At 68.3% G+C, this 13,109-nt stretch carries 13 protein-coding genes and 1 tRNA gene; 4 read left to right on the top strand and 10 right to left on the bottom strand.

Annotated features, from left to right (window positions below):
- Nucleotides 1-16 precede the first annotated feature (16 nt).
- The 8 genes from OG741_RS22250 to OG741_RS22215 all read right to left on the bottom strand — a co-directional run bounded on the left by OG741_RS22250 (nt 17) and on the right by OG741_RS22215 (nt 6,685).
- Entirely contained in the window at nt 17-916 is a 900-nt protein-coding gene (locus OG741_RS22250) for a hypothetical protein (protein ID WP_405600514.1), read from the bottom strand.
- Nucleotides 909-1,823, bottom strand: coding sequence for a hypothetical protein (locus tag OG741_RS22245; RefSeq protein WP_405600511.1), 915 nt, complete (start codon nt 1,821-1,823; stop codon nt 909-911). Before OG741_RS22245 ends, OG741_RS22250 begins: the two co-directional genes overlap by 8 nt.
- Complete coding sequence (locus tag OG741_RS22240) at nt 1,820-2,581, bottom strand: SDR family NAD(P)-dependent oxidoreductase (protein ID WP_405600509.1); 762 nt, start codon at nt 2,579-2,581, stop codon at nt 1,820-1,822. The genes OG741_RS22245 and OG741_RS22240 overlap by 4 nt, the downstream gene beginning before the upstream one ends.
- Nucleotides 2,578-3,282 (bottom strand): GNAT family N-acetyltransferase, encoded by a 705-nt coding sequence (locus tag OG741_RS22235; protein WP_389371411.1) that lies wholly within the window; start codon nt 3,280-3,282, stop codon nt 2,578-2,580. The genes OG741_RS22240 and OG741_RS22235 overlap by 4 nt, the downstream gene beginning before the upstream one ends.
- A 9-nt stretch (nt 3,283-3,291) precedes the next feature.
- Complete coding sequence (locus OG741_RS22230; RefSeq protein WP_405600506.1) at nt 3,292-3,525, bottom strand: hypothetical protein; 234 nt, start codon at nt 3,523-3,525, stop codon at nt 3,292-3,294.
- A 36-nt stretch (nt 3,526-3,561) separates the two neighbouring features.
- Nucleotides 3,562-4,533, bottom strand: coding sequence for a 3-oxoacyl-ACP synthase III family protein (locus OG741_RS22225; protein ID WP_405600504.1), 972 nt, complete (start codon nt 4,531-4,533; stop codon nt 3,562-3,564).
- Nucleotides 4,534-4,884: 351 nt separating this feature from the next.
- On the bottom strand, nt 4,885-5,463 hold the full coding sequence (locus tag OG741_RS22220) for a hypothetical protein (RefSeq protein WP_405600501.1): 579 nt from the start codon (nt 5,461-5,463) through the stop codon (nt 4,885-4,887).
- Nucleotides 5,464-5,602: 139 nt separating this feature from the next.
- Complete coding sequence (locus OG741_RS22215) at nt 5,603-6,685, bottom strand: ParB/RepB/Spo0J family partition protein (protein ID WP_405600498.1); 1,083 nt, start codon at nt 6,683-6,685, stop codon at nt 5,603-5,605.
- Nucleotides 6,686-7,473: 788 nt separating this feature from the next.
- Here OG741_RS22215 and OG741_RS22210 point away from each other — a divergent pair.
- The 4 genes from OG741_RS22210 to OG741_RS22195 all read left to right on the top strand — a co-directional run bounded on the left by OG741_RS22210 (nt 7,474) and on the right by OG741_RS22195 (nt 10,950).
- Entirely contained in the window at nt 7,474-8,046 is a 573-nt protein-coding gene (locus tag OG741_RS22210; protein WP_405600496.1) for a hypothetical protein, read from the top strand.
- A gap of 185 nt (nt 8,047-8,231) precedes the next feature.
- Nucleotides 8,232-8,579, top strand: coding sequence for a hypothetical protein (locus OG741_RS22205; protein WP_405600493.1), 348 nt, complete (start codon nt 8,232-8,234; stop codon nt 8,577-8,579).
- The gene (locus OG741_RS22200; RefSeq protein ID WP_405600491.1) at nt 8,579-9,718 is read left to right on the top strand and encodes an MAB_1171c family putative transporter; all 1,140 of its coding nucleotides are present in this window, start codon (nt 8,579-8,581) and stop codon (nt 9,716-9,718) included. Before OG741_RS22205 ends, OG741_RS22200 begins: the two co-directional genes overlap by 1 nt.
- A gap of 173 nt (nt 9,719-9,891) precedes the next feature.
- Entirely contained in the window at nt 9,892-10,950 is a 1,059-nt protein-coding gene (locus tag OG741_RS22195) for an amidohydrolase family protein (RefSeq protein WP_405605707.1), read from the top strand.
- Between the two features lie 366 nt (nt 10,951-11,316).
- On the opposite strand, the gene OG741_RS22190 is transcribed toward OG741_RS22195, so the two are convergent.
- Nucleotides 11,317-11,393 (bottom strand) — tRNA-Thr (locus tag OG741_RS22190).
- Nucleotides 11,394-11,515: 122 nt separating this feature from the next.
- A complete protein-coding gene (locus OG741_RS22185; RefSeq protein WP_405600489.1) occupies nt 11,516-13,057 on the bottom strand; it encodes an alpha/beta hydrolase in 1,542 nt (513 codons plus the stop codon).
- Between the last annotated feature and the right edge of the window lie 52 nt (nt 13,058-13,109).

Here is a 13,109-nt window from a genome sequence, read left to right as displayed (position 1 = left end):
TGCGTCCTCCTTGTCCTCAGCCCGGCAGTGCGAGAAGGCGGTGTTCCGCCCGGTCTCGCAGCAGACTGCGCGTGCGGGGTACGTACACGGACTTCGCGGGGGCGATCAGGTCCACGGCGCCGACCCCGTCCACCCCGCACAGGCCCGCGGTCAGCCTCGGGAGGCTCGCCGTGTCGAACGACTGGTCGATGAGCAACCGGCGGTGGGCCGCCGGCGTGTTGTCGACGGGCTTGCCGGTGAGCGGGCTGACCACGGCCGCCGACGCCGTACGGAACTCGATGCCGTCGAGAACGCGGGCGAAATCCTCGCGGCCGGGGACGGTGTAGGGGCTGTGCTCGGCCCGCTCGGCCCGGTCCAGCACGATCGCGCCGAGCCTGTTCAGTTCCGCCCCGACCACGTCCGGGTCGCCGCCGCGGATGCTGATCGCCACCAGACCGTCACCGAGGTCCACCGACAGCCACGGCTGCTCGGCGACCGGCCGCAACTCCTCGACCAGCCGGTACGCGTCTTCGGCCGAGGCGGTCAGCACGGCCAGCGTCGTACCGCTGCGGCCGGCCCGATGGGCCTGGATCTGACGGGAGTTGATCTCCCCGACGATCCGGAAACAGCCCTCCTCGGTGAGCACCCCGGCCGCCAGCAGCGCCGTGACACACCCCGCGCTCAACCCGCCGTACGCGCGGTACGAGGAGCCTGCCGGTTCCCCTTCCAGACGCCGGACGACCGCCACCGCGAGCAGTGCCTCGTGCACGGTGGTCGACAGCGCGGCGCTGTCCCGCCCCGGGTCCAGTCGGTCGGGCTCGAAGCCGCAGATCCGGGCGGCCAGGGCGAGATGCCCGTCGCGTACGGCCAGTACGGCGGCCATGTTCGCGGCGGTCAGCGGGACCAGGCCCGGCAGGACGAGCGCCCGGTCAGACACCCGGTACCAGCCCGCCGGTCTCGGGCCGCAGGCCGCAGCCGGGGTCCAGCTGCATGGACTTCACCACGAACTCCGAGGGCTCCAGCACGACATGGGTGTCGAGGCCGAGGCCCTCCAGGTAGCCGAGCACACCCCGCCAGTCGAGGACCGTGGTGTACTGCTCCACCGCCAGCTTCCAGATCGAGGTGGCACTGGCGTGCGGCCGGCAGTCGTTGATGCTGACGAGCGGCACGGCGGGGTTGGACTGGGGGTCGTGGAAGCGCCACTCCCGGGCGAAGATCGTCCGCACCTCCGCCATCAGGTCGCAGTGGCCCGGGAAGCTGTGGGGGATCACCTTGAACAGGGCGCCGGCCTTCATGGCGGCCGGTTTGATCGCGTCGATGTCCGAGCGCCGGCAAGCGGCGATGAACTGGTTGCCGGAGACCACCGCCGACAGGTGCAGGAGCGGGTCCAGTCCCTGGGCACGGAGTTCGTCGAAGACGCGGACGTGGTCGCAGTTGTAGAAGAAGACACTGGAGTAGTCGGTGCCGCCGAAGACGTCCATCTCGATGGAGGCCATGGTGTTGGCCATCCGCACCATGTCCTCCAGCGAGACCCAGCCCACCGCGGTGGCCGCGCTGAGAAAGCCCAGGCTGATCCCGGTGACGCAGACTGGCCGCATATCGCGCCGGCGCAGCTCCTCCCGGTAGCCGGCGACGCCCATCAGGTTGATCAGGGGGCGCCGGAACCGGGGATCGTTGGCCTCTTCCTCGGTGCCGTCGCGCAGGATGGCGCGGAAGTCCATCGACAGGATGTCGCTGCCCAGGTCGAGCATGATCTGCATCGCCTCGGACTCCAAGGCCCGCTTGCGCAGGTCGCTGTCGAGGAAGACCTGGGACGGGAAGATGTAGGTGCCGGCGGCGGTCACAGGGAGAACCCGTCGTCGACGGTGACGATCTCACCGTTCACGGCAGCGAAGTCGGGGCCCGCCAACCGGCATATGACCGCCGCGACTTGGCGCGGATCGAGCAGTCGCTCCTCGTAGTCGGGGCCGCCCATGATCTCCTCGATGGCTTCCCTGGGGACGGTGGAGAGCAGCCGGGTGTCACGGATGGGCCCCGGCGAGACGGCGTTGAAGCGCAGCCCGAGCCGGCCCCACTCCCGGGCGAACCCACGGGTCTGGGCCTCTATCGCCGCTTTGCTGGTGATGTAGGGCATGGCGCCGACGATGTAGTGGCGGGTGAGGATCGACGACACGTTGACGACGCTGCCGCCGCCGGTCGCGGCCATGGCCTGCGCGGCCACGGCGTTGACCTGGTAGGTGCCCAGCACATTGGCGTCGATCACCGTCTTGAAGTGCTCGGCGTTGGACACGGTCGCGAGCGCGGCCTGGTTGGCGACCGCGCAGTTGACGACGACGTCACAGGGGGTGATCTCGGTGAACAGCCGGCGGACCGCCGCGCCCCGCACATCCGGGTCGGGCAGGCTGAGTTGGTGCACGACGGCGGTGCCGCCGTCCTCGGCCACCAGGGCGGCCACCTTCTCGGCGTCGTCGCCACGGCCGTGGTAGGTCAGATGGACGGTCTCCGCGATCGGCGCGAACTGCCGGGCCACCGCCTGCCCCAGGCCGCTCGTTCCGCCGACCACCAGGACGCCCCGGTGAACGCCGGGCTTCGTGTCGCTCATGGCTGCTGGCTCCTCTGGCTGCTCTGACTGCCCTGGCTGCTGCCGGTGTCCCGACCGCCGTCGCGTATCAGGCGGTCGGCGATCGCCCGGACGTCGACGCGCCGGGACAGGGCTCTCGTACGGGCCTCGTGCCGGGCGGCGTCGAGGCGTCGGCCCACGCGGGGCTGGTAGTGCGGGTACGGCCGCCGGTACTCCTCGCGGGTCGTCCCGGACTTGACCGCCGGCACGGTGGTGCCCACGGCCGAGAAGTAGTTCCGGCAGACCGCCTCGATCGTCATGCCGTCGTCCAGGCCGATGTTGATGACGGCGTTGTTGTGCAGCCCGGTGGTGAACTCGACGCGACGGCAGTTCCTGACCTCGAAGAGGTAGTCGACCAGGAGCAGGGCGGCCTCGATGCCGATCCCCGTGTTCCACAGCCGCTCGTCGCCGGTGGCACCGCCGACCTCGTACACCCCTTCGGCCAGCCGCCACCAGTGCACGATCCCCACCGGTGTACCGCGTACGTCGGTGACGACCGCGGCCCGGCGGTCACCGGAGCCGGCGAAGGACCCGGATTCCAGGGCCGCGTACTGGGACTCGCGCGACACCGTGCTCGACGTACCGCGCACCAGGGCCTCGCACTCCGAGGGGCTCAGCCACTTCGCCACGACCCCCAAGTGGGCCTCGGTCAGCGGCGCGAGCCCGCAAAGCAGGCCTCTCACGCGCCGGTCCTAATCGGTTTCGAGCTGGTCGTGGACACTGCGGAGGCTGCTGATGCCCTCGACCTGAAGGTCGTACACCTTGTCCCCGTAGAGCGGCAGCAGCGCGGACACGAACCGCAGGGTGTCCATGGACTCCAGGCCGTACGTGCTCTCGCTGCCGAAGACGACACTGTCGTCGTCGGGGACCGCGCCGTCCAGGCGCTGTTCGAAAAGCTCCAGAAAGGTCTTGCGTAGAACGTCCATGCGGTGACTCCACAACTCCACGCCGAAGGCGGGCTGTTACTCGACATTGAGGTCGGCGGGCAGGCGGAAGCACAGGGAGCCCCACAGGAACCCGGCCCCGATGGCCCCGAGCACGATCAGGTCACCGGCGCGGGCCCGGCCGTCCCGGGCCAGGGCCGCCAGCGAGGTCAGCGGTGAGGCAGCGCCGGTGTTGCCGAGGGTGTCGGCGGTGATGGCCACGCGGTCCAGGTCGGCGCCCACGGCGCGGGCGATGTAGTGCACGAGCCGTACGTTGGCCTGGTGCAGCGCGAACCCGTTGACGTCCTCGACTCCGACGCCGGCGCTGGCGAGCGTCTCCTCCAGTGACTTCGGCACCCGGGTGCCGGCCTCCTGCCAGACCGTCCTGCCGTCCATCTGGAGGTAGGGGCTGTGCACTTCGCGCCCCAGCGTGTCGAGTTCATGGCGCAGCTGGGAGGGCGAGATCAGGGTGACGGCGTCCGAGTACGCGTTGCCCAGGTCGTACGAGAGGAGACCGGCCGGCGCCTCGCTCCTGGTGACCACCATGGCCGCGGCGGCGTCCCCGAAGAAGATGCGCGTGGTGCGGTCCTGCGGCCCGGTGTTGCGCGAGACGCACTCGGCGCACACGACCAGTGCGTTCTCGAGGCCCGGTTCCTGCAGGATGCACGACGCCGTGTAGGTGGCGTAGACGGAGGAGGCGCAGGCGTGCTGGGTGATGTCGATGATGCGCGGCGTCTCGATGCCCAGCCGGTCGGCGACCATGACACCGAGCGAGGGCATCATCCAGTCGGGGCTGGTGCAGGCCACGACGAGGACGTCCACGTCACGGGCCGCGAGCCCGGCCGCGGTGAGTGCCTTCGCCGCCGCCTCCACCGCCAGGTCCGTGATGTTCTGGTCCGCGGCGAGGTACCGGCGTTCCCGGATACCGGTCTTCTCCTCGATCCACTCCGGGGTGCTGTCCAGCGTCTCGCACAACTCGGCGTTGGTGACAACGCGTTCGGGCAATGCCACGCCGACACTCCGCGGGCTGGTCGGAATCATGCTCCACGAGGGCACGGCGACTCCTCTCAGGTGTCGTGTCAGGTGTCGTGGTGAGTGGGGTACGGAAAAGGGGGAGGGGTCCGGCCGGCGGGTGACGTCCCGCCGGCCGGACCGCGCCGGATCAGCAGCCGTCGCTGGCCGTGCTCGCGGCGAGCTCGACGCCGTCGGCGACGATCTCGGTGCCCTGCAGCTCCATCACGTTGGTGAGGTCCATGTCATGTCCTCCTCTCGGTGCTCGGTGGGTGGGTGGGACACCGCTGGTGACAGCGGTGGGTCAGGGGGGCGGTACGAGGATCGGCGACCCGGGATCGGCAACCGGGTTCAGGCGCTCCACATGTCGTGGTGGGCGTGGGCCAGATCCTCGAGTGCCTTCTTGCGCAGGCGGTCCAGGAGTTCCTGCCGGCCGGCGGGCTCCACCGCGCCCTGCGGGGCGAACTCCCGCAGGTCTGCGCAGCAGACGACGCCCGGCCAGTACCGTCCGTCGAGGAAGAACCGGTCCCGCAGGACGCCCTCCACCTCGAAGCCGGCGCAGTCGGTGAGGTACTCCAGGAACACGTCGTTGTAGGTGGGCGTCAACAGTTCGACACGCTGGACCTCGGCAGCCCGGGTCAGCAGCGCCATCGCTCTGCGTACGGCCCGGTCGACCAGGACCGGGGTCCAGGTCTCGTCGCGGCAGGAGACCAGACCGATCCGGAAGAAACCGGGCGTCTGCCCCGGTGACCAGCTGACCGCTCCCACCGGCTGCCCGGCGGAAATGACGAGCAGATGCGATTTCCGCTCGTCCCTCACATAACGCAGTCGCTCTGCCGCCGACCGCCAGACAGCGCCTTCGGTGGAAACGTAGGAGAAGGGCCGGGAAAGAACCTCGTCGAGGATTTCCTCGTCCGCTACGGTCGTCACGGGTATGAATTCGACCCCGGTTTCTCCGACCGCCGTCATCAGTCCCACCCTTTCTCCGGCTGTTTCCGTCTTTCCGTTCTCCGTCGCTGACATCCAGAAATCTAGGCAGCCCTCGAAAAACGGTCAACGGGCGGCGGATTCAACTCGCACAGCGGCTTTCCCCGCCCCCGCCGAAAGACTCACCGGCCCGCTGTTCGAGCGCCTCCGCGCACTCGGCCCACGCCTCGACGTTGACGCGGATCAGCTCGGCGACGGCGGTGGCCCAGTGCGGCGGGACGCTCCGCACGACCTGGCCCAGGTCGGCCGACTCGTGCGGATGCTGGCCCAGCCAGCGCAGGAGGCTGCGCCCGGTCTCGTTGAACCGGAGGGAAGGGTCGCTGCGCAGCCTCCGCAGCAGAACATCCCGGTCCGGCACCCGGGGACGCGGCACCGCACCGCCGGTGGGCAGGGGCGCGGACCCGGCCACGGCTTCCGGGACCGGTGCCGCGGCCGGGACGGGGGCGGGCGTCTTGGCCGGGGCGGCCGGGGTACTCGTCGCACCCTTCGCGTACTGCGGGTTTCCGCGCTGTCGCGGCGGCAGCGGGTCCTGTCCGGAGGCCAGGCGGTCACGTACGTCGCGCACGGTCGACGGTGCGATGCCGACCGCCCTGGCCACCTGCCGCAGGGACAGTTCGGGCCTGCTGAGCAGGAGTTCGCGGGCCTGGAGCCGGCCGGCGGCGCCACTGACCGGCCGTACGCGACCGTCGCTGCCCACACGGGTGTTCGACTGGTCATTGAGGTCGGTCGAACGGCTGCGCAGGCTCGCGACCGTGCTGGGCGAGAGCCCGGCCAGCCGCGCGACCCGGCGGTTGGACCACTGCGGACGGCACGTCATGATGCGTACGGCGGCGGCCGTACGGTCGGCCGCAGTGAGCGGCAGACCATGGCGGGCGTTCAGCGAGACGGCCAGGACGAATCCCTCGTCGGCGTCCCCCCGGTAGCAGCGGGCGCGGATGTCCCGCTGCCCGCGCAGAATGGCGGCGCGCACCCGATGTGCGCCGTCCATGACCTTCATCGTGTCCGCGTGCACGAGGATCGGCGGTAACTCCGCCGTCGATGCCGCGAGCAGGCGGACGTGGGCGTCGTCCTCACCGTCCAGCCGTGGCGAACCACCGAGTCTCAGTAGTGCTATGGAAACGGTTTCGACCGGACACTCCTGGAGTTTTATTTCCAGGCCTTCCATGTCCCCAGACATTGACGAAGGGGTCATCTGTGTGAGTTCTCACTTTCTGCTCGTTCTTTTCCGGGTTCGCTGAGCACAGAACGTGGCAGGCGTCGCTGATGATGTACGTGACGCGCGAGTCCCAGCTCACCTTGAACCGCCCATGACAGTTCCGTCAGGCGCGCGATTGCACCGCCTCGACGCTTCCCGCACGCTCCAGGAAAGGAATGGAATGCAGCGAATGAGTCTGATGCGCATGGGCTTGTTTCCGACCCGCTTCCCCGGCGGTTCCGCGCCGGACAGGACGCACAGGAACCCCGTATCCGGGCAGCTCGACCAACGGGCCGGGCTCAAACAGGGCATGACGGGCTTGGTGTACAGCAGGGCTTGGAGATGGCACGTACACGTGTAAGGCCACCTCCCGGTCCACGGCGACGCGGTCCCAGGTCCGGTGTCAGCGCAGGCATTCGCGTTGCGTGGAACGGGACAGAGCCGCATTGCCGACGGGCAGGCGAACGCGGACGCGCCGGGTGCCGACACTGCTCCACCGGCGTTCTGCGACATGTGCGTCGGATGCCGGCCCAGCCCGCCGACGGGGTTGACGCCTGCCCCGCAGCACTAGCGAGCGCCCCCGTGGTGTTCTCGTTCCCGGGAACGCGGAGTTGGCCTGCCGACGCGAAACGCCTCCCCATAAGCGAGCAAAAGGGGTACGCACCCGCAGCGGCCTACGTGACAGCATCAGTCATTGCCCTCTTTCCACACCGTCGACACCGTTGGCGAAGTGTCCAAAATATTGGCACCGAGCCGCGATGGAGGTCAACCAGATACGCATGGTGTCCAAGAGGCGCCGCAACATGGCCGATCTGTCACCCTGTGAGCGCGAGCATCGAACCGACAATGGGAGCATGACCATGACGGCAGAGGGCGGCAAGGGGGAACAGCAGTCACTGGCCGAGCGATTGAACGCTTTGTTCGCGCTGGCGCGATGGACCGATGGCTATGGCCGACACAGGGAGTACTCGACCGCCGAAGTGGCCAAGGCCATCACCACCGACCCGTCACATCCGGTGACCCTGTCCCGCAGCTACCTGGCGATGCTGCGCAACGGGTCTCACACCAACCCGACATTGAGCGTGCTGGAGGGCATCGCCAAGTTCTTCGACGATCACCGCCCCTCAGGAACACCGCCGATCACAGTCCAGATGCTGGTCGCCCAGGAGGATCCCGAGGAAGAGCTGTTGCGACAACGGCTTGCCGATCATCAGGTGCGGGCGATCGCGATGAGGGCGGGGGCCATGACACCGGCCACACGCAGGCAACTCCTCAAGATGATGGCGGTCTTCGACCAGGACGACGCTCCGGGTCCGGACACTGAGGCATAAGAAGGGCGACTGTGGTCGTACGTGAACGCAAGCTCCGCCGGCAGTGCAAACGGCTGCTGCGGAACCTCGATCTTCAACCTCCGTTAAAGGTGGACGACTTATGTCGCAGACTCGGTGAACGTCTGGGCAAGCCGATCCGGTTGATCCCTTGGGCGCTACCAGTTCCGGGACCCTTCGGATTATGGATGTCCCGGCCGAACGAAGAGGTCATCTTCTATCAGGAGGAAACCACCCGGGTTCACCAAGACCACATCATCCTGCACGAGGTGGGCCATATCCTCGCCGAGCACGAGGACGACGGTGACACGGGGGAGGAATTCCCTGATCTCGGACCAGATTTCCCCCAGGGCCTGATCACCCGGGGCTTCCGGCGCACCTGCTACACCGAGGACTACGAACGCGAGGCCGAGCTGGTAGCGACGATCATCCAGGAGTGGGCGATGATCATCGACTATGTCAGTCCTCGTACGCCCGAGGACCCGGACCTGGATCCGCTGTGCTCGGCGCTGAACCCCCCATGGGGATGGGCCTGATGTTCCAAATGCCACTGATCATCCTGCTCGGCTTCGGGGTGCTGTGGAAGGGCGCCGACCTCGCACGCGCCCCGCACGACCGGGTGCTGCGATTCCTCGTCGCGTCTCTGCTCCTGCTGATGACGGGGGAGATCCTCAGCTTCCCTGAGGTCAGCACCGCGATCGACAAGGTCACGGCCGTGGGCGTCGGTAAGTTGGTCTTCAACTCGGTCTATCTTTCCGGCCTCTTCACCCTCGTTCTGGTCTTCGTCTCCGCCACGCCTGGGCCGGAGGCCGAATACCGCAGGCACCTGTGGATCGACACCGGACTGCTCGCCGGTGCTCTGACCATCCTGGCCGTTGCCATGCTTGCCACACCCGCAGGGATGCGCGGTCATTCCTTGGGCACCCCGGACATGGCACTACCTCCCATCGCCTCGTTCTACTTCGTCGGCAACGCCTACTTCGTCTACGCCTACCTGGCGTCCGGGCTGTGGGCCCTCCGCTATGCGCGCCGGGCGTCCCGGAACCTCGGGTTCGGCCTGCTCATCATGACCCTGGGACTCCTCGCACTGACGATCACGGCGGTCAACCGGGTGATCCTGGTGGCTCTGCGCATCGGCGAACCCGGGGCCCACGAGGGGTTCAACACGGTGAACTGGTCACTGTCCAACTGGGCCATGGGCATCGTCCTCGTCGGAATCTGCTACGTGGGCGGCGTCCAACTGGTCACTCGCGTGCGGTCGGTCGTGCACCACCGCCGCCTGTATCGCGAGCTCGACCCCCTGTGGAAGGCACTGACCGCTGCCTATCCTGAGCTCGTCCTGAACCGGCCGCCGTCCGCTTCCGGATGGCGCAGTGTCCGCCGGAGCCGCACCCAAGAGCGGCGGTTCTACCGTCGGCTCATCGAATGCCGTGACGGGCTGGTGCGCCTGAGCCCCTACCTGACTCGTATCGCGCCCGATGCCGACCTCGCCCATGCCCCGGCCGATCAACTCGCCCAGCACATCGTCGATGCGCTGGCCATGAAGCCGCCGACCGAGTCCCCGCAGACCGAACTGCCCGCCGCTCTCGTCGCGTCGCCCGCCAGCAACGACCTGAGCGCCGAGGCCCACGAACTCATTGCCCTATCCCACGCCCTGCGTGAAAGGACATCGTGAACAAGGTACTGATCACCGCAGACCGCGTCATCGCCGGACCCTCGGACCAGGTGACTTTGGAGGGCGCGGTGCTCATCGAGTCCGGCAAGGTCACCGTCGTCGGTGCAACCGCCGACTTGGACGCATCGGTCGATGCGCGAGTGCCCCGATTGCGGTGTCCGGGGGCCACACTGATGCCCGGAATGACCGACTGCCATGTCCACCTCGCCTTCGACGCGGGTCCGGACCCGATCGGTGCTGTGGTCGAGGCGGACCCTGGCGAGCTGTCCACCGCCATGGCGGACCGTGCCGCACAGATGCTGGCCGCCGGGGTGACGACCGTGCGGGATCTCGGTGACCGTGACGCGCTGACCGTGGCGTTGCGGGCGTCCATCGACTCCGGGGCCAAGGTCGGGCCACGCATCGTCGCCGCCACCGCACCGTTGACCTCACGCGGGGGCCATTGCGGCTTCCTTGGCGGTGAAGTGAGCACGGACGACCACATCCGGGCACAGATCGCCCGCAACGCGGCAGCGGGGGCCGATCTGATCAAGGTGATGGCCTCGGGCGGCGCACTCACCCCGAGTGGCCCACGTATGTGGGAGGCGCAGTTCACACCCGGTCAGCTGCGTCTGATCGTCGAGGAAGCCGAGCGTCACGGTCTGGGAGTGGCCGCGCACGCGCACGGATCGGAGACCATCGCCCATTGTGTGGCCGCGGGTGTCCGGACAATTGAGCACTGTTCCTGGCGGACTGCGGAGGGCATCGTCCATGATCCGGCGGTTATCCGCCGCATGGTCGAGGACGACGTGGCCGTCTGCCGCTGCGTCTCCGGGGACTGGCGGCTGTTCCTCGATCAAATGGGGCCTGAGCGTGCAAAAGCGATGGTCGAGGTCATCCTTGAAATGCGGGAGGCCGGTGTCCGGTTCATCGCCGGCACCGACGCGGGCGTGCCAGGCGCTCATTTCGGCGACTACGTCGGCATGCTCGAATTCTTTGCCTCACTCGGTTTCGCACATCCCGAGATTCTCGACATGGCCACCGTCAACGCCGCTCATGCCCTCGGACTGCCCGACACAGGTGTCCTGGCCCCAGGCAAGCGCGCCGACCTCATCGTCGTTGATGGCAACCCGCTAACCGAGTTGGGCGCCCTCCGCCGGATCCAACACGTCTTCACGGCAGGTCGCCCGGTTGCGCGCCCGGGCGTGACAGGTCACCCCAGGCCGGGCGTTGGGACAGCTGAACTGGGCTGACTGTAGAAGCCGCATCGCAACCGATCTTGGAACGTGCGGGTCGAACTGGGTTCCTGGTCGGGTGATCTTCTGGCTGTTCGCGCGTGTGGGTCAGGGCCCCTCTCGGTAGCCGGGGATGCGAATCTGACCGAGCGATGCTGAGTGAAGCTTCCCCGTGGACTTGGACACCTGGAGACTGGGAGACGGTCACAGAGGCGGCCCGGGACCTGGACCAGGTCACAGACTTGCAAGAAGAAATCACCACCGGCTGTCAACCTTGGACCTACGCATTGCGATGCGTAGGCCACAGGTGCCCGATGAGCCCGCATCCCAAGGTCAAGAAAACGAAGAATCCCCAGGTCAGAGGCCTGACCTGGGGATTCACCTTGGAGCCGCCTTCGGGATTCGAACCCGAGACCTACGCATTACGAGTGCGTTGCTCTGGCCAACTGAGCTAAGGCGGCAAGCTGCCGATATACGCGTCCTGACGAAGACACGTTCGCATCAGCAGCGGCGCCAAGTCTACAGGGTTGTTTCGGGTGCCCCGAACCACCCTCGGACCTCCCTCGAACCACGTCCGGTCGCTTCAGCTGCAGCGCTTGTTGTCCGGCGGAACCGTGCCTTCCAGCAGGTAGGTGTTGATCGCCGTGTCGATGCAGTCGCTGCCCCGCCCGTACGCCGTGTGGCCGTCGCCCTCGTACGTCAGCAGGCTCCCCGAGGACAGCTGCGAGGCCAGCCCCTGCGCCCACTTGTAGGGGGTGGCCGGGTCCCGGGTGGTGCCGACGACCACGATCGGGGCAGCGCCCTTCGCCTCGATGCGGTGCGGCGCGCCGGTCGCGGGGGTGGGCCAGTACGCGCAGTTCAGCGAGGCCCAGGCAAAACCCCTGCCGAAGACCGGCGAGGCCTTCTCGAACTCCGGGAGAGCCGCCTGCACGGCCCCGGGAGTGGTGAAGGCGGGCGGCGAATCGAGGCAGTTCACGGCCGCGTTGGCGTACATCAGGTTCGCGTACGTGCCGTCGCTCTCGCGCTCGTAGTAGCTGTCGGCCAGCGAGAGCAGCGCGGCTCCGTCCCCGGCCATGGCGGTCGTGAGGGCCTCGCGGAGCTGGGGCCAGGCGGCCTCGTCGTACATCGCGGCGATCACGCCCGTCGTGGCCAGCGACTCACCGAGCTTGCGGCTCTCACCGGTCTCGGCGGGCTTGGCGTCGAGCGCGGCGAAGAAGGCCTTGAGCCGGCGCGAGGCGTCCGCGGCGGAGGTGTCGCCGAGCGGGCAGTCCTTCTGCTTGACGCAGTCCGCGGCGAAGGACTGGAACGCGGTCTCGAAGCCCGCGGTCTGGTCCCGGTTCATCTCACGGGACGGCAGTGAGGGGTCCATCGCACCGTCCAGGACGAGACGGCCGGTGCGGTCGGGGAACAGCTCGGCGTACGTCGCGCCGAGGAAGGTGCCGTACGAAGCCCCGACGTACGACAGCTTCTCGTCGCCAAGCACAGCGCGCAGGATGTCCATGTCGCGCGCCGCCTCGACGGTGGAGACATGGGGCAGGACCTCGCCCGAACGCTGCTTGCAGCCCGCCGCGAAATCCTTCAGCGAGGTCGAGAGCCGGGCCGTCTCGGCAGCGTCGTCGGGGGTCTGGTCGACCTGGGTGTACGTGTCCATCTCCTTGCCGGAGAGGCATTCGACGGGCTCGCTGCGGGCGACACCGCGCGGGTCGATCGCGACCATGTCGTATCGGGCGCGGACGGGGGCGGGGTAGCCGATACCCGCGTACCCCTGCAGATAGTCGACCGCCGAGCCGCCTGGGCCACCCGGGTTGACCTGCAGCGTGCCGAGGCGCTTGCCGGGGCCGGTGGCCTTCTTGCGGGCGACGGCCAGTTTGATGGAGTCGCCGTCGGGCGCGGCGTAGTCCAGCGGAGCCTTCATCGTGGCGCAGTCGAAGCCCTCGACACCACACGGGCGCCACTTCAACTGCTGCTCGTAGTACGGCTTGAGAGCGGCGGCCGGGGCGGCCCGGCCCGGTGCGGCGGAGGCGGAGGCGCCTGACGACGAACTCCCGCCCGTACAGCCGGAGATCAGCAGACCGGCAGTGGCCAGCGCGAGGGCGGAGGTGCGAAACAGGCGCCTGGTGTCCATCCTCGGAGCGTAACCGCAGGGTGCGGGCCATGCCTGCCGGTGCCCGTACGGG

Origin of the sequence: Streptomyces sp. NBC_01410, from assembly GCF_045040195.1 — a bacterium.
Lineage (GTDB): Bacteria > Actinomycetota > Actinomycetes > Streptomycetales > Streptomycetaceae > Streptomyces.
This window is presented reverse-complemented; position numbering and strand designations above follow the sequence as displayed.